This window comes from Streptomyces sp. NPDC055189, from assembly GCF_053606765.1.
The window spans coordinates 54,886-71,576 of record NZ_JBSGSG010000048.1 but is presented as its reverse complement, the minus strand read 5'-3'; the positions used below and the strand labels follow the sequence as shown (position 1 = coordinate 71,576).

13 protein-coding genes are annotated in these 16,691 nt (G+C 70.9%); all 13 read right to left on the bottom strand.

Annotated features, from left to right (window positions below; all coding sequences use genetic code 11):
- Positions 1–63 precede the first annotated feature (63 nt).
- The 13 genes from ACWFR3_RS28615 to ACWFR3_RS28555 all read right to left on the bottom strand — a co-directional run bounded on the left by ACWFR3_RS28615 (position 64) and on the right by ACWFR3_RS28555 (position 16,666).
- On the bottom strand, positions 64–1,230 hold the full coding sequence (locus tag ACWFR3_RS28615; protein WP_453737527.1) for a sugar phosphate isomerase/epimerase family protein: 1,167 nt from the start codon (positions 1,228–1,230) through the stop codon (positions 64–66).
- 116 nt (positions 1,231–1,346) lie between these two features.
- Entirely contained in the window at positions 1,347–2,723 is a 1,377-nt protein-coding gene (locus ACWFR3_RS28610; protein ID WP_453737526.1) for an alkaline phosphatase family protein, read from the bottom strand.
- Positions 2,720–3,889, bottom strand: a complete 1,170-nt coding sequence (gene eboE / locus ACWFR3_RS28605) for a metabolite traffic protein EboE (protein WP_453737525.1) — start codon at positions 3,887–3,889, stop codon at positions 2,720–2,722. Before eboE ends, ACWFR3_RS28610 begins: the two co-directional genes overlap by 4 nt.
- 3 nt (positions 3,890–3,892) lie before the next feature.
- Positions 3,893–4,741, bottom strand: a complete 849-nt coding sequence (locus tag ACWFR3_RS28600; RefSeq protein WP_453737524.1) for a TatD family hydrolase — start codon at positions 4,739–4,741, stop codon at positions 3,893–3,895.
- Complete coding sequence (locus ACWFR3_RS28595) at positions 4,741–5,424, bottom strand: EboA domain-containing protein (RefSeq protein WP_453737523.1); 684 nt, start codon at positions 5,422–5,424, stop codon at positions 4,741–4,743. The genes ACWFR3_RS28600 and ACWFR3_RS28595 overlap by 1 nt, the downstream gene beginning before the upstream one ends.
- Positions 5,421–6,338, bottom strand: coding sequence for a sugar phosphate isomerase/epimerase family protein (locus ACWFR3_RS28590; protein ID WP_453737522.1), 918 nt, complete (start codon positions 6,336–6,338; stop codon positions 5,421–5,423). Before ACWFR3_RS28590 ends, ACWFR3_RS28595 begins: the two co-directional genes overlap by 4 nt.
- Positions 6,335–7,861, bottom strand: a complete 1,527-nt coding sequence (locus ACWFR3_RS28585; RefSeq protein ID WP_453737521.1) for an SCO3242 family prenyltransferase — start codon at positions 7,859–7,861, stop codon at positions 6,335–6,337. The genes ACWFR3_RS28590 and ACWFR3_RS28585 overlap by 4 nt, the downstream gene beginning before the upstream one ends.
- 11 nt (positions 7,862–7,872) lie before the next feature.
- The gene (locus ACWFR3_RS28580) at positions 7,873–9,033 is read right to left on the bottom strand and encodes an inositol-3-phosphate synthase (protein WP_453737520.1); all 1,161 of its coding nucleotides are present in this window, start codon (positions 9,031–9,033) and stop codon (positions 7,873–7,875) included.
- 147 nt (positions 9,034–9,180) lie between these two features.
- The gene (locus ACWFR3_RS28575) at positions 9,181–10,566 is read right to left on the bottom strand and encodes a ThuA domain-containing protein (protein WP_453737519.1); all 1,386 of its coding nucleotides are present in this window, start codon (positions 10,564–10,566) and stop codon (positions 9,181–9,183) included.
- 18 nt (positions 10,567–10,584) lie between these two features.
- Complete coding sequence (locus tag ACWFR3_RS28570) at positions 10,585–13,092, bottom strand: PQQ-dependent sugar dehydrogenase (protein WP_453737518.1); 2,508 nt, start codon at positions 13,090–13,092, stop codon at positions 10,585–10,587.
- A 252-nt stretch (positions 13,093–13,344) separates the two neighbouring features.
- Positions 13,345–14,346, bottom strand: a complete 1,002-nt coding sequence (locus tag ACWFR3_RS28565; RefSeq protein ID WP_453737517.1) for a sugar phosphate isomerase/epimerase family protein — start codon at positions 14,344–14,346, stop codon at positions 13,345–13,347.
- Between the two features lie 13 nt (positions 14,347–14,359).
- Positions 14,360–15,577, bottom strand: coding sequence for a Gfo/Idh/MocA family protein (locus ACWFR3_RS28560; protein WP_453737516.1), 1,218 nt, complete (start codon positions 15,575–15,577; stop codon positions 14,360–14,362).
- Between the two features lie 48 nt (positions 15,578–15,625).
- The gene (locus tag ACWFR3_RS28555; RefSeq protein ID WP_453737515.1) at positions 15,626–16,666 is read right to left on the bottom strand and encodes a substrate-binding domain-containing protein; all 1,041 of its coding nucleotides are present in this window, start codon (positions 16,664–16,666) and stop codon (positions 15,626–15,628) included.
- Positions 16,667–16,691 lie beyond the last annotated feature (25 nt).

Below are 16,691 nucleotides of genomic sequence, written 5' to 3'. Positions count from 1 at the left end.
CGCGGAAACCGCGCGGCGAGAGCTGATTGTGCGGGTGCTCAGGAAAGCCTGGTCACTGCCGGGTCAGCGCTTCTTGCGGAGGGCGGCCAGGTTGTTGTATCCGATCTTCGCGAGCTTCAGGGACTGACCGAGGTCGGTGCCGCTGGGCGCGTTGTCCTGCTCGACCATGGGGTTGTGGTAGTTCTTCTCGCCCACACGGCTGAAGAACGTGCGGTAGTCGATGACACCCTCACCGAAGGCCCCCATGTCGTAGCCCTCGCCGCTGGTGTCGTTGCGGGTGCCGTCCTTCGCGTGGAACAGCGGGAAGCGCTTGTTGTTGCGGCTGACGAGCCCTGCCGGGTCGAAGACCTTCTCGCGCTGGGAGCCGTCGTGCGCGGTGTACGTGTGGAACTTGTACTGCGCGACGTGCGCCCAGAAGATGTCCATCTCCAGCCAGACCGTCCTCGGGTCGGTGACCTTGAGGAAGTACTCCAGCCTGCGGATGCCGGAGCTGCGGGTGGGGCGGCCCTGCGCGTCGAGCGGACCGCCGTCGAGCAGGAAGCCGTACGCCGCGTCGTGGTTGTGGGTGTAGAGCTTGATGCCGGCCTTGCGCGCGATGCTGCCCAAGGCGTTCCACTTGTCGGCGGCGACATCCCAGTCGGCCTTGAACGAGCTGTTGGTGGGGTCACCGCCCGTACCCATGTGATCCATGCCGAGGATGTTGGCGATCTCCAGGTGCTTCTTGAACGTGTCGAGGTCGGGCTGCGTGAGCGGCCACGACCCCGGTATGAAGCCGTGGTTGCCCTGGGCGCGCAGGCCGTACTCGTCGAGCCAGGAGCGCAGCAGCTTGGCGCCCGCGACGGACTCCAGGTTGGCGCCGCCGGGAGCGTTGGCGTGCTGGCCGTAGCCCGCGAACTCGACCTGCTTGTAGCCGTAGCGGGCCAGCTCCTTGAACACCTCGCGGAAACCGGAGGGCAGGGTGGAGGCGAGCGGGTCGCGGCCGGTCGCGTCACGCACCGTGTAGAGGATGATGCCGCGCTTCTTCGCCGGCACCAGCTCGCTGCCGTGACCGTGGCCATGTCCGTGCCCGTGTGTCTGCGGCTGGGCGAAGGACGGCGCCGCGCCGAACACGGGCGCGGCGACCGCGCCCGCGCCGACGGCGGTGCAGGTGCTGAGGAATCTGCGGCGGTTGATGCCGAGACGCTGCCTGAGGGCCTCGTCGGCGGCGGGAGTCTCGTGGAAGTCGGTCACGGGTGCCTCTCTTGGCTCTTCGACGTGCGGGCGGACGCCACTGGCCCGTTGTCAGTGACGCGTGTTTCACTCTTGGTAACTGCTCCTGATCGGAGGGGTCCGGGGCGAGGTGCGCCTCAGCCCAGGCCGGCCAGGTCCAGGAGGAGAGATTTCACGGCGGTGGCCGCGATCCGGTCGGAAAACGCATGGGGGGTGGAGCTGATGATGAGCGGACCGTCGTCGTCGCTCGTGGGAAGGCGGCCGTGGCTGCCGCGAATAGGTGACGCGTCCAGGGGCACGACCGCCATGCGGTAGCGCATGCCGAGCTTCTTGCGGGCCAGCGCCTTCGCCGCCTTGACCTTCACGTACGGGTCGAGCGGGTCCATGAAGAGCTCGACGGGGTCGTAGCCGGGTTTGCGGTGGATCTCGACGAGCTGCGCGAAGTCGGGCGCGCGGGCGTCGTCGAGCCAGTAGTAGTACGTGAACCAGGCGTCCGGCTCCGCGACGGCGACGAGTTCGCCGGAGCGCGGGTGGTCCAGGTGGTTGGCCTTCTTGCCCTCGTCGTCCAGGAGTTGCTCGATGCCGGGCAGGTCGGCCAGGGCCTGGCGGGTGACCTCCAGGTCCTCGGGCCTGCGCACGTAGATGTGGGCGATCTGGTGGTCCGCGACGGCGAAGGCGCGCGACGTCATCGTGTCGAGGTACTCCATGCCGTCCTGCGTGTGCACTTCGAGCAGTCCGGCGCGGCGCAGGGCGCGGTTGATGTCCACGGGCCGGTCCACGCGGGTGATGCCGTACTCGGACAGGGCGACGACGGTGCGGCCCTCGGCCTTCGCGTCGTCCAGGAGGGGAGCGATGGTCGCGTCGAGTTCGGCGGCGGCCCGGTGGGAGCGCGGGTCGTCGGGGCCGAAGCGCTGCAGGTCGTAGTCGAGGTGCGGGAGGTAGCACAGGGCCAGGTCGGGGTGGCGGGTGTCGATGATGTGGCGGGTGGCGTCCACGATCCAGCGACTGGAGACGATGTCGGCGCCGGGGCCCCAGAAGTGGAACAGGGGGAACGTGCCGAATTTCTCGGTGAGTTCGTCGTGCAGGGCCGGGGGCCGGGTGTAGCAGTCGGGTTCTTTGCGGCCGTCGGCGTAGTACACGGGGCGGGGGGTGATGGTGATGTCGGTGTCGGCGCCCATGGCGTACCACCAGCAGATGTTGGCGACGGTGTAGCCGGGGTGCGCCCTGCGGGCGGCGTCCCAGAGCTTGTCGCCGGAGACGAGGCCGTTGTGCTGGCGCCACAGGAGTACGTCGCCGAGCTCACGGAAGTACCAGCCGTTGCCGACGATGCCGTGCTCGGCGGGGGTGGTGCCGGTGAGGAAGGTGGACTGGGCGGCGCAGGTGACGGCGGGCAGGACCGTGCCGAGCGGGGCCCGGGAGCCGGACTGGCCGAGGGACTTGAGGTGCGGCATGTGGTCGAGGAGACGGGGGGTGAGGCCGACGACGTCCAGGACGAGGAGGGGTGTGGGGCTCATGGCAGTTCCTTCAGGCCGAGGTCCGTCAGGAGATCGCGGGCGAGGGTGAGCTCGGCGGCGATGCCGTCGGCGAGCTGGGGGCGGGAGCGGGGGCGCAGTTCGGGCGGCAGCGCCTGCCAGGTGTAGGTCTCGACCTCGAGGTGGCGGGTGCGGGGTTCTGGGCCGCCGACCAGCTGGGCGAGGGTGTCCTTGAGTACGGGAAGCGTGGAGGTCAGCGGCGGCGCGGGAGCCGCGTGCAGGGGGACGTGGAAGTGGGCGCGCCAGGGTGCGCTCTCGGGCAGGACGTCGCCGGCGAGGGATTCGCCGAGGTCGTCGGTGCCGTGCAGTCCGGCGGCGGTGCGGGTGCGGGTCTGGTGCAGGAAGCGGGGTTCGTCGAAGGCGGCGAGGGCCTCGCGGACTCCGGGGAGATGGGGGTGTTCGGCGTGCAGGGCGGCGGAGAGCTGGGATTTGACGACGGGGATGCCCGCGGCGGCGAGCGCGTCGAGTGCGGACTGCGGGTCCTCGAAGGAGGTGGCGAGGTGGCAGGTGTCGACACAGACGCCGATGCGGTCGTGGCCGATCGCGGTGAGCGGGGCGATCGCGTCGCCCGTGGTTTCCACGGTGCAGCCGGGTTCCGGTTCCAGGCCGATGCGGATCGACTTGCCGGTCAGCTCCGCGAGCGCGTCCAGACGTTGGGCGAGCGCGGTGAGGGCCGCGCGGGCGGCCTCGGCCCGGGTGGTGTCGAAGGGGGTGCGCCAGGCGAGCGGAAGGGTGGAGATGGTGCCTTCCGTGACGTCGTCCGGGAGCAGTGCGGCAAGGAGGCGGGCCAGGTCCGTCGTGTGGGAGAGGCGCTCGGGGTCGGTCCAGTCCGGCTTGTAGACGCGGTACTTGACCTCTTCGGCGCCGAAGCCCTCGTACGGGAAGCCGTTGAGGGTGACGACCTCCAGGCCGCGCCGGTCGAGTTCGGTGCGCAGGCCGCGCAGTGCGGCGGGGTCGGTGACCAGGGCGTGGGCGGCGTCCTTGGCGAGCCACAGGCCGATGCCCAGGCGGTCCCTGCCGAGCCGTTTGCGTACGGGTTCGCAGTGGTCGCGGAGTTGCGCGAGAACGCCGTCGAGAGTTTCGGCAGGGTGGACGTTGGTGCAGTACGCGAGGTGGACGACGCTGCCGTCGGGGTGCCGGAAGCGCATGGCTCACGCCCCGCCGCGGAGGATGGAGTTGCCCTCGTGGGTGGCCCCGGTGTCCGTGACGTCAAGGGCGAGGCGGCCGCTGAGTCCGTAGAAGGCGACCGGGTTGCGCCACAGGACCAGGTCGACGTCGTCCTCGCTGAATCCGGAGGCGAGCATGGCGTCGGCGACCTTGCGGGTCTTGAGCGGGTCGCTCTTGCCCCAGTCGGCGGCCGAGTTCACCAGGACCCGCTCGGGCCCGTGGTCGCGCAGGATGGCGACCATCCGGTCCTCGTCCATCTTGGTGTCGGGATAGACGGAGAAACCGAGCCAGCAGCCGCTGTCCTTGGCCTCCTTGACCGTGGTCTCGTTGAGATGGTCGATGAGGACCCGCTCCAGGGGCAGTGCGGATTCCCGGACGACGTCGATGGTGCGGCGCAGGCCTGCGAGTTTGTCGCGGTGCGGGGTGTGGACCATCGCGGGCAGCTCGTGATCGGCGGCGAGCTGGAGCTGGGCGGTGAGTGCGGCGTCCTCGGCGGGGGTCATGGAGTCGTAGCCGATCTCGCCGACGGCGACGACGTTGTCCTTGACCAGATACCGGGGCAGTTCGTCAAGGACCGGGGTGCAGCGGGGGTCGTTCGCCTCTTTGGGGTTGAGGGCGATGGTGCAGTGGTGGGCTATGCCGTACTGCGCCGCGCGGAAGGGCTCCCAGCCCAGGAGGGAGTCGAAGTAGTCGAAGAAGGAGGCGGGTGAGGTGCGGGGCTGGCCCAGCCAGAACGCGGGCTCGACGACGGCGCGGACGCCTGCGGCGTACATGGCCTCGTAGTCGTCGGTGGTGCGGGACGTCATGTGGATGTGGGGGTCGAAGATGCGCATCAGGACTCCTGTTCCTCGCCGGTGGAAGGGGTCGCGGGGGCCGGGGACGCCGCTGCGGCCGAGGGGGCCGTAGCGGAGGCCAGGGCCAGGACGCGGTGCAGATCGTCGGGGACGGCGCGACCGGCGGCGGTGCGTTCGCCGGCGTAGTCGCCGAGCATGCGGGCGAGCTCGGCGTCGGCGTGGGCCCGGCGGTCGAGGTCGGCGACGGCGTCCAGGGAGACGCCGGTGAACAGGCACTTGAGGACCGCGTGGCGCCAGTCGTGCGGGGCGAGGTGCCGGGCCGCGTACGGTCCGACGGCGGCGGCGACGAGCCGGGTGTCGTTCGTCCGCAGGGCGTCCTCGACCAGGGGCAGTGTCTCCGGGCCCCGGACCAGATGGGGCAGGGCGTGCAGGACGGCGCGGCGTTCGGCCGCGGTGCCCTGTCCGTAGACGCGGGTGAGGGTGGCCGGGTCCGCGTCGGCCGCCTGCAGGAGCAGTACGCGCGCGGCGTCGGCGTGGTCCTGGCCGCAGCGTCGCCCGGCCTCGGCGAAGCGCAGCTCCCAGGTGGGGGTGGTGCTCTGCGCCGGCCGGCCGCGGTGGGCGGCGGCCTCGGCGGTGGCCTGGTCCAGCCAGGCGCGGGCGGCGCCGGGCAGGTCGGCGTCCAGGCGGGTGCGGAGGTCGTCGATGACGGGGGCGTCGGTCACGGGGTTCCTCCTCTGGCCGGGGTGGTGCGGGAAGGGGCGGAGACCGCCTCGATCGCCGTCTTTTGCAGGAACTCGATCGATTGGGAGGCGAGTTGGGGGCCCGCGTGGGAGTGGCGGGGCAGTTCGACGACGGTGAGGCCTTGGTAGCCGGTGGAGGCCAGGGCTTCGAGTACGGGCGGGAAGTCGATCTCGCCGTCTCCGAAAGGGAGGTGTTCGTGGACGCCGCGGCGCATGTCCTCGATCTGGACGTGCCGCAGCCAGGGCGCGGCGGCGCGTACGCAGTCGGCGGGCGACTGCGGTTCGAGGCACTGGCAGTGGCCGATGTCGAGGGTGAGGCCCAGGGCCTCGGGGTCGCCCAGTTCGTGCCGGAGGCGGTGGAAGTCGGCGAGGGTGGAGAGGAGGTGGCCGGGTTCGGGTTCGATGGCCAGCGGCACGCCGGCGCCGGACGCGGCGTCCAGTACGGGACCGATGGCCTCGGTGAGCCGCTGCCAGGCGGTGTCCTCCGGGGTGCCCGCGGGGGTGATGCCGCTGAAGCAGTGCACGGCGTGGGCGTCCAGGTCGGCGGCGACCTGGACGGCACGGATCAGCAGACGGACGCGGGCGGCGCGCGCGTCCGGGTCGGGGTCCAGGAGAGAGGGGCCGTGTTTGCGGCGGGGGTCGAGGACGTAGCGGGCGCCGGTCTCGATCGTCGCCGTCAGACCGAGCCGTTCCAGGCGGCGGGCCACGTCGCGGGTGCGGGCGGCGAGGTCGGGGGCGAGCGGGTCGAGGTGCATGTGGTCGAGGGTGAGGCCGACGCCCGCGTAGCCGAGGTCGGCGAGGAGGCCGAGGGCGTCGTCGAGACGTAGGTCGGTCAGCCCGTTGGTGCCGTAACCGAAGCGGAAGGGGCCGGTTGCCCGGTTGTTCGTGCCCGTCATGTGACGCTCACCTTCCGGCCGAACTTGCGGGCCGCCGGGGCCAGAGCGGCCGTCAGGAGTGCGGGACCCAGGGCGCCCGTGCGGGCGGAGAGGGCCGCCTGGAGCGGGATCATCGCCCGGATACCGCCGCCCACGGCCCGTTGGGTCAGCTGGGGGGACGGGTTGAGGGCTGCGTGGAAGAAGGGGCGGGCTGCGGTGACGGCGTAGGTGGCGGCGAGCGCGGCCTGGACGGCACCGCGAACGCCGATCCGCCGGGTGCTGCCGGTCCACTTCAGGGCGGCGCCCGGCGTACCGCCCGCGTGCCGGAACCGGCCCGGCGTGAGGACTGCCGCCACGCCCGCCGTTACGCCGGTCGCGGAGCCCGACGTGAAGCCCGCCGGGCCATCTGACGTCGGCGTCGGCTGCCCCGAGGTGGAGCCCGGCAGACCACTGGCGGCTGCAGTCCGGCGATCTGCCGGGAGTTGAGACGGCCCGGCGCCGGAGAAGCCGCCGGAGCCGGTTGCGGAGACCGGCGCGGAGCCGGACGTCGAGCCCGGCGTAAAGCCCGCCGGGCCATCTGGCGTCGGCGTCGGGCCCCCCGAGGTGGAGCCCGGCAGACCACTGGCGGCTGCAGTCCGGCGATCTGCCGGGAGTTGAAAGGGCCCGGCGCCGCGGAAGCCGCCGGTGCCGGTTGCGGTGCCTGGACCGGCGTGGTCGTGTACGGCGTTACCGGTGCCGACGCCCTTGCCTGTCCGGCGGCCACCGCGCCCGCCGCGACCACCGCCGCCCCAAGACTCGCCGCCGCCCCGCGCCAGCAATTGCGTCAGCGCTGCTGTCGCGGCCAACGCGCACAGAGGGGCCACCGTGGAGCCGCCCTGTGCCTCGCGGCGCGAGACCGCGGTCACCGCGAGGGTGTGGGCGCCCAGGACGAGGGCGGTGGGTACCGCCGCGCGGAGGCCGTGGCCAGCGGTGCTGACGGGGCCCGCCGCCGGATCCCGTCGCGTCACCAACCTTGCTGCCCCCGCCGTCGATACCCCCGCGGACGTCGCCGCCGCCCCCAGAAGCAGGTCGAGGGAGCGGGCCGCCGCCATGGCCACCGGTCCTGCCGGAGTGTGCTTCAGGCCCAGGTCGTACGCCCAGACCGTTGCCGCCAAGCCGCTCGCCACCGTCAGGGCCGGGCGGCCCGCGGCGGCGGCCAGGGCCAGGCCTCCTGCCGTCAGAGCCGCTGCCGCGCCCAGCGCGACCGGCGGGGAGATGCGGCCGGACGGCAACGGGCGGTGCGGGCGTTCGACCGCGTCCTCTTCTTGGTCCGCCCAGTCGTTGAGGGCCATGCCCGCCTCGTAGAGGGAGAGCGATGCGGCGACGGCCAGGAGGGTGCGGCGATTGGGATGCAGCCCCGTTGCCGCCGCGCCGGCGAGTGCGTCGCCCGGGACGGTGAACAGGGCGGAGACACGCAGCAGTTCGGCCCAGTCACGGCCGGTACCCAGCCGCAGCCCCCCACCGCCACCGCCACCAGCACCTACGCCCGCACCAGCACCACCCACCCCCGCGCCCCTCAAGCCGACACCCCCCGCAGCCGCGCGGCAAAGCCCACCAGCGCCTCGTACTGCTCGGCCAGAGCCGACGAAGAGCCGTCGTCCGGGTCCTTGAAGTAGAAGCCGAGTTCGCCCAAGGGTCCGGACAGGCCCACCTCGTGGGCACGGGCCGCCAGGCGTGCCAGGTCCAGGATCAGAGGTGCCGCCAGGGCGGAGTCGCAGCCCTGCCAGGTCGTCTGGAGGACCATCCGCGCGCCGAGGAAACCGTCGAACGCGATGTGGTCCCAGGCGGTCTTCCAGTCGCCGAGCGACGGGACGTCGTCGATGTGGACCTCGCCCTGAGGGGCGGAGCCCAGCGTGTCCGCGAGGACCCGCTCCTTGCCCGCGTTCTTCGCCGCGGCCGCGGCCGGGTCGGCGAGGGCCGCACCGTCACCGCCGCCCAGGAGATTCGTGCCGGACCAGGCCCGCACGGCGAGCGCACGCTGGGCGAACATCGGGCCGAGGACCGAGCGCAGAAGCGTCTGGCCGGTCTTGCCGTCCCGGCCCGCGTAGGGCAGCCCCGCCGAGGCGGCCGGAGCGGCGAGTGCCGGGTGGTGCAGGCCCGCCGACGGGGTGAAGTTCACGTACGGGCAGCCGGCCCGCAGCGCCGCCGCCGCGTAGAGCGAGCTGGCGGGCAGCCGCGCCTCGCCCTCCACCGGCACCGGTTCCGTCGAAGCCACGTTCACCACCACGACGCGGGCGAGCCCCCGGCGGCGTACGAAATCGCGGAGGTCGGCGGCGAAGGACTCGATCAGCTCCTCGTCCGTCCTGTCGTCGGACTCTCCGCGGCGCGGCCCGCCCGGACGGATCTCCGCGTCCGCCGCGGCCAGTTCCGCGCTCACGGCGGAGGGGACGCCGTGCGGGAGGACACCCCCGGCGGCCAGTTCCTCGGCCCGCTTGGGCAGCGGGCACTCCACCGTGTCGTGGCCGCCGAAGACGAGCGACGACAACGTTGGCAGACCGCAGTCCGCGAACGGCGGTGTCTCCGTGACCATGCCCGTCGGCGGATGAAGCCCGGCCGTCACGGCCGCGCACCCCGCGACAGCCGTCGTGGCGACCGAACCGCGCGCCCCGATCAGCCACACCCCCGTGAGACCGCCACCCGAAGCATCGGAAGAACCAGTAGAAGGAGAGATGGGCACGGCTGCCTCCTGTCGTACACGCGGCGATCGCGCGGGGAGATAAGACGGGGGAGATAAGACGGCGGACGAAGACAAAACGGCGGACAGGGATGAGCGGACAGGGTCAAGACGGCGGGCGGAGGTCCGGCGTCCTCCGCCCGCCGCCGTCTAGCGGCCCCCGCCGGTGGCGGCGCGGGCCGGCAGGTCCTTCACCCGGATGTCGCGGAAGGAGACCTGGTCATCGGCACCGTGGTTCTGGATGCCGATGTGACCGTCCTTCAGGCTCCTCGCCGGATCCGTGTTGGTGAAGTCGTTGATCTTCACTCCGTTGAGATAGATCCGAAGGCGTTCGCCCTCGACACGGAGTTCGTACGTGTTCCACTCCCCCGGCGGGTTCAGCGCCTTGTCGCGCTTGGCCAGGTCGGCGGACTTGAAGCCGTAGACGGACCCGGTGGTCTTCTCCGGGACGTCGGTGGCGTCGATCTGGATCTCATAGCCGTTGTTCACGGCCGACCAGGGGTCGTCGGAGGGCGGGAAGCCCACGAAGATCCCGGAGTTGTCGTCGCCGTCCATGCGCCAGTCCAGCTTGAGGGAGTAGGAGCCGAGCTCCTTCGCCCCGTCGTACCAGAGCATGCCCATGCCGCCGACCGTCGTCAGCGTCCCGTCCTTCTCGTTCAGGCAGAAGGAGCCGGGGCCCGCCTGCTTCCAGGCTTCGAGCGACTTTGCCGTGCCGTCGAAGATCGGCGTGTAGCCCTTCTCCGGGCGGCAGTCGGCCTGCGACGCGCCCGTCGCCCAGCGGATCCCGCCGAGCAGGTGCGTGCGGTAGGCGGGATCGGCGAACGACTCCTTGGTGTGACCGCTGCCCGTGTAGAAGGAGCGGCCGCCCTTGTAGTCCTGGCACCAGGCGATGGGATGGTCGCCGGACATCGAGCCGCCCGTGTAGGACGACTCGTCGAGCGAGGCGAGGACGTGGGCGCGGTCCCGGGGGTTGGAGCGGTAGTTGTACCACTCGTCGGTCCGGTCCCAGATCCCCGGCAGATGCGCCGTGGACGGGTGCCCGTGGTCCTCGACCCGCACCTTCGCGGGCTGGATCGCGGGGTGCGACTGGAAGTACGCGCCCGCGAGTTCGCCGTAGAAGGGCCAGTCGTACTCGGTGTCGGCGGCGGCGTGCACGCCCACGTACCCGCCGCCCTTCTTGATGTAGCCCTCGAAGGCGCTCTGCTGCTTGCCGTCGAGGACGTCGCCGGTCGTGGAGAGCCAGATGACGGCGTCGTACTTCGCGAGGTTCTTGGCCGTGAAGGCCTTGGCGTCCTCGGTGGCGTCGACGGTGAAGCCGTTCGCCGCGCCGAGCTCCTTGATGGCCGCGATGCCCTCGGGGATGGAGTCGTGGCGGAAGCCCGCGGTCTTGGAGAAGACCAGGACTTTCTCGCCCGCCGCCGAACCGGAAGGCTTCGATCCCGAGGGATCCGGCCTGGAGACCGCCGGACCCGACACACAGCCGATGAGCAGGGCGGCCGTGGCGGTGGCAAGGGTGATGCGTGCGGATGCCCGCATGGTGGGGTGGCCCCTTTCTCAGCTCGTGGTGAAGGTGAAGTCGTCGACGTCGAACAGCGCGCCGGTGCCCTTGCCCTTGAAGACCAGGAAGAGCGTGGTGGTCGTCTTGGGCGCCTTGGAGATGGCGGTGCTCACGTCCGCGTACGTCTCCCATCCGCCGGTCGGCTTGACCGTGGCCCTGCCCAGGACCTTGCCGGTGGCCGATCCGCTGCGGACCTCGATGGTGCCGCCCGCGCCGGCCGACGCGACGCGCGCGGTCAGCTTGGTGGCGTTGCCGAGGATGTAGGGCTTGAAGGAGACCCAGTCGCCGTTGTTGATGTCGCCGACCGTCTTGCCGCCGTGTGCCGGGGTGTGCTCGGCCACGGACACGCCCTTGGAGTCGTCGAAGTGCTCGCCCTGGCGGTGCTTGGGCTGGACGACGTTCTGGTCGTGGGTGGTCAGCGCGGGCTGGCCGTTGGCACCCTTGTCGGTGTACTCGGCGTCGAAGACTCCGAAGATGTTGGCGTTCGGGTCGTGCTCGCCGTCCGCCGACGTCTGGATGGTGCCCTCGCAGCCGTTGGCCGACGTGACCGGGTGGCCGTGGCTGTCGTGGCCGAGGATGTGCGTGACCTTGACCTTCGTGCAGTCGATCGGGCCGTCTTCCTTGTCGGTCACCTTCACCTTGAAGGGCACCTTGTCGCCGAAGGTGAACAGCTGGCCGTCACCGGGGAGTTCCAGGGTCACCTTGGGCGCGGTGTTGCCGACGGTGATGTGCGCGCTGGCCGAACCGGTGCGCCCGGTGGAGTCCTTGACGGTCACGGTCGCGGTGTAGACGCCGTTCTTCTTGTACGTGTACGAGGGGTTCTGCTGGGTCGACTTGCCGCCGTCGCCGAAGTCCCACGCGTAGGTCAGCGTGCCGCCCTCCGCGTCCGTGGCCTTCGCGCTGAACTTGGTCCTGAGCGGGGCCTGGCCGCTGGTGACGGACGCGCTCGCGTCGACGACCGGGGAGTGGCCGTCCGTCGCGTTCTCGATGCGGTAGAGACCGGAGTTCTCGTCGCCGCCGAACCAGGCCGTGCCGTAGTCCAGGACGTACAGCGCGCCGTCGGGGCCGAACTCCATGTCCATCACCTGCGTGCCCGTCCACGGGAACGGGTTGATGGACTGGACCGTGCCGTCGGCGCTCTGCTCGATGCGCTTGATCCAGCGCCGTCCGAACTCGCCGGCGAAGAAGTCGCCGTCGTAGGCCTCCGGGAACTTCACCGGGGAGGTGTTGGCCGCGTCGTAGCGGTAGACGGGGCCGCCCATCGGGGACTCGGAGCCGGAGCCGAACTCGGGCACGGAGCCGCCATCGTAGGGGATCCAGGCCTCCTGCGCGGGCGGCAGGTCGGTCAGGCCGGTGTTGTGCGGCGACTCGTTCTTCGGCGCTGCGCAGTCGAAGGCGGCGCCGGAGGTCTTGGTCTCGAAGTCGTAGTCGACGTAAGCGTCGTTCTTGCCGGTGCAGAACGGCCAGCCGAAGTTGCCCGCCTTGGTCACGCGGGCGAACTCGACCTGTCCGGCCGGGCCGCGCTTGGGGTCGGCTGCTCCGGCGTCGGGTCCGTAGTCACCGACGTACACGGTGCCGGTCGGCTTGTCGACGCTCATGCGGAAGGGGTTGCGGAAGCCCATCGCGTAGATCTCGGGGCGGGTCTTCTCGGTGCCCGGCGCGAAGAGGTTGCCGTCCGGGACGGTGTACGAACCGTCGTCGGCGACCTTGACACGGATGATCTTGCCGCGCAGGTCGTTGGTGTTGCCCGCGCTGCGCCGCGCGTCGAAGGCGGGGTTGCGGCTCGCCCGCTCGTCGATGGGCGTGAAGCCGTCCGATGCGAAGGGGTTGGAGTCGTCGCCGGTCGAGAGGTAGAGGTTGCCGTCCTTGTCGAAGTCGATGTCGCCGCCCACGTGGCAGCAGGTGCCGCGGCTGGCGGGGACGTCGAGGACCTTCTTCTCGCTGGCGTTGTCGAGGGTGCCGTCGGCCTTCAGGACGAAGCGCGAGAGGCGGTTGACGCCGTCGAACTTCTTGAAGTCCTCGGCCGTGCCGTTCTCCGGGGCGTCGCCCGCCGGGGTGTCGAGCGGGGGCGCGTAGTAGAGGAAGATCGCGCGGTTCTCGCTGAACTTCGGGTCGAGGCCAACGCCCTGGAGGCCCTCTTCGTCGTGCGAGTAGACGGGTATCTTGCCCGCGATCTTGGTGTTGCCCGCGGCGTCCGTGAGGCGGAGCGTGCCGTCGCGGGAGGTGTGCAGGACGGAGCGGTCGGGCAGGACGGCGAGTGTCATCGGCTCGCCCGTCTCCTCACCGCCCTTGGCGAGGGTCACTTGCTGGAAGTCCTCGGCCGCGGCGGCCTTGCCGGTGGACTTACCGGCGGCAGCCTTGTCCGCCTGCTCCTGCGCCGCGCGGACGGCCTCCGGGTCGGCGGCGTTGGCGGCGGGGGCGACGAGGGTGAGGCTTGCGCCGGCCAGCAGGGTGCCGGTGAAGAGCGCGAGGGTCTTGCGAAGTCTGAGGCGTTTCCTGTGCACGGTGTTCCTCCGGAAGGGGGACGGTCGTACGCGGGTGGGTGCGGAGGGGCGCTGGGCGCCGGGGTGCGCCGTCACCCCGGAAGGTTCATGTCCTGTACACATCAGGGACGGTAGCCACGTTTGTCTTGGACGGAAAGCCCTTGCACAGCAATAGAGTTCAGCTTTTTCCTTGGGCAGGACAAAGTGACTCAGAGCAAACTCCAGAGCGAACTCAGAGCAAGGGCTCCCCGTCCGAGTGCCTTTCGGCGGAGATCAGTTCCCGCCGAACGCCGCGTCGAACGACGCCGTCGGCGGCTCGAAGTCGAACGCCTTCAGGCGCTTCAGCGCCTCAGGCGCCCCCTGGAGGCGGTCCATCCCCGCGTCCTCCCACTCCACGGAGATGGGCCCTTCGTACGCGATCGAGCGCAGCATCCGGAACACGTCCTCCCAGGGGACGTCCCCGTGGCCGGCCGACACGAAGTCCCAGCCGCGGCGCGGGTCGCCCCAGGGCAGGTGCGAGCCCAGGCGGCCGTTGCGGCCGTCGAGCCGGCGCCGCGCCTCCTTGCAGTCGACGTGGTAGATCCGGTCCCGGAAGTCGTAGAGGAAGCCGACCGGGTCCAGGTCCTGCCACACGAAGTGCGAGGGGTCGAAGTTCAGGCCGAAGGCCGTGCGGTGGTCGACGGCCTCCAGGGCGCGGTGCGTCGTCCAGTAGTCGTAGGCGATCTCCGAGGGATGTACCTCGTGGGCGAAGCGCACGCCCTGGACGTCGAAGACGTCGAGGATCGGGTTCCAGCGCTCTGCGAAGTCGTCGTAGCCGCGCTCGATCATCGACTCCGGCACGGGCGGGAACATCGCCACCAGATGCCAGATCGCCGAGCCGGTGAAGCCGACGACCGTGTCGACGCCGAAGGCGGCAGCCGCGCGCGCCGTGTCCTCGATCTCGCGGGCGGCGCGCTGCCGCACGCCCTCCGCCTCGCCGTCGCCCCAGATGCGGGCGGGCAGGATCGCCTGGTGGCGCTCGTCGATGATCGCGTCGCAGACGGCCTGTCCGACCAGGTGGTTGGAGATGGCCCGGCACTTGAGGCCGTACTTGTCGAGGAGCTGGCGGCGCGAGTCCAGATAGGTACGGTCGCTCAGCGCCTTGTCGACCTCGAAGTGATCGCCCCAGCAGGCGAGTTCGAGACCGTCGTAGCCAAAGTCACGGGCGTGACGGCAGACCTCCTCAAGAGGCAGGTCGGCCCACTGGCCGGTGAAGAGCGTGAAGTCGCGGGGCATGGAACAGGCCTCCTCAGACCGTGACGGGGGTGGCAGCCACCGGGGTGTAGACCGAGTTCTTCTCCGCGCTCTCCTCCACCGCGGCGAGCACCCGCTGGACCGAGAGGCCCGCGGCGAAGGACGGCTCGGGCTGCGCGCCCGTGGCGATGGCGTGCAGCAGGTCGCGGGCCTGGTGCACGAACGTGTGCTCGTAGCCGAGGCCGTGGCCCGGTGGCCACCAGGCCTCCAGATACGGATGGCCGGGCTCGGTGACCAGGATGCGGCGGAAGCCCGATGAGGCGGCGGGCTCCGTGTGGTCGTGGAAGGAGAGCTCGTTGAGGCGCTCCAGGTCGAAGGCCAACGACCCTGCGGAGCCGTTGAGTTCGAGCCTCAGGGCGTTCTTGCGGCCCGCGGCGAACCGGGTCGCCTCGAAGGACGCGAGGGCGCCGGACGCGAAGCGCCCCGTGAAGACCGCCGCGTCGTCCACCGTGACCTGGCCGGTCGCGGTGCCGCCCTCCGCGCTGAGCCCGCTGGACGCGCCGTCGAGCAGCGGCCGCTCCCGTACGAACGTCTCGGTCAGCGCCGAGACCCCCGCCACCGGCTCCCCCACCAGGTACTGCGCGAGGTCCACGATGTGCGCGCCCAGGTCGCCGAGGGCGCCCGAACCCGCGCGGTCCTTGCGCAGCCGCCACGTCAGCGGGAAGGCGGGGTCGACCAGCCAGTCCTGGAGATAGCTGAGCCGCACGTGCCGCAGCGTGCCCAGGCGTCCCTCGGCGACCATCTGCCGGGCCAGCGCGAGCGCGGGGACGCGACGGTAGTTGAAGCCGACCATCGCCACCTGCCCCCGCGCCCGGGCCCGCTCGGCGGCCTCGACCATCGCCTCGGCCTCCTCGACGGTGTTGGCGAGCGGCTTCTCGCACAGCACGTGCTTGCCCGCGTCGAGAGCGGCGATCGCAATCTCCGCATGGCTGTCGCCGGGGGTGCAGATGTCGACGATGTCGACGTCGTCACGGGCCACGAGTGCGCGCCAGTCGGTCTCCGCGGCCGCCCACCCGAGGCGGTCCGCCGCGGCGCGCACGGCGGAGCCGTCACGTCCGCAGACCGCCGAGAGGACCGGCCGAAGGGGCAGATCGAAGACGCGTCCGACGGTGCGCCAGCCCTGGGAGTGGGCGGCGCCCATGAAGGAGTATCCGACCATGCCCACCCCCAATGGCCGCTTACCGGTCTCAGCCTCGTGTTCCGTCTCACGCATGCGGTACTCCTCCTCGTAAATGCTCGGTGGGGGGTGCGGACGCGCGCATCACTTGAAGCCGGTGGACATGTACTTGCCGACGTTTTCCTTGTCGACCACGGCCGAGTAGCAGGTGACGAAGGACGGGATCTCGAACTCCGCCATCCCGCTGATGCCCTTGCCCTGACCGAGCGCACGCGCCAGGTCGATCGCGGAGGCGGCCATGGTCGGCGGGTAGAGGACGGTGGCCTTGAGCACGCTGTCGTCGGACTCGATGGCCTGCATCGCGGAGAGCGCGCCCGCGCCGCCGACCATCAGGAAGTCGTCGCGGCCCGCCTGCTTGATGGCGCGCAGGGCGCCCACGCCCTGGTCGTCGTCGTGGTTCCACAGGGCGTCGAAGTTCTTCTGGGCCTGCAGGAGCTGGGACATCTTCGACTGGCCGGACTCGACGGTGAAGTCGGCGGCCTGCCGGGCGACCTTCTCGATGTTCGAGTAGTTCTTCAGGGCGTCGTCGAAGCCCTTGGTGCGCTGCTTGGTGAGCTCCAGGTTGTCGAGTCCCGCCAGTTCGATGACCTTGGCGTTCTTCTTGTCCTTGAGCTTCTCGCCGATGTAGTGCCCGGCGCTCAGGCCCATGCCGTAGTTGTCGCCGCCGACCCAGCAGCGGTAGGCCTGCGGCGAGGCGAAGACGCGGTCGAGGTTGACGACGGGGATGCCCGCCTTCATGGCCTTCAGGCCGACCTGGGTGAGCGCCTTGCCGTCGGCCGGCAGGATCACCAGGACGTCGACCTTCTTGTTGATCAGCGTCTCGACCTGGCCGATCTGGGCGGCGGTGTCGTTCGATCCCTCGGTGGCCTCAAGGGTGACGTCCGAGTACTTCTTCGCCCGCTCCTTGGCGTTGTCGTTGATCGCGTTGAGCCAGCCGTGGTCGGCCTGCGGGCCCGCGAAGCCGATGGTGACCTTCTTGCCGGGCTTGTCGTCGGCGACCGGCTGGTCCTTGCTGTCCGAGCCCTCGTCCTTGGGCTCGTTGCTGGTGCACCCCGTTATGAGGGCACCGGTGGACAGGGCGGCGGCTCCGAAGAGCAGTCCTCTGCGGCTCGTGTTTTCTGGCATGGCGGTGAACCCTTCGGGTCTGCGG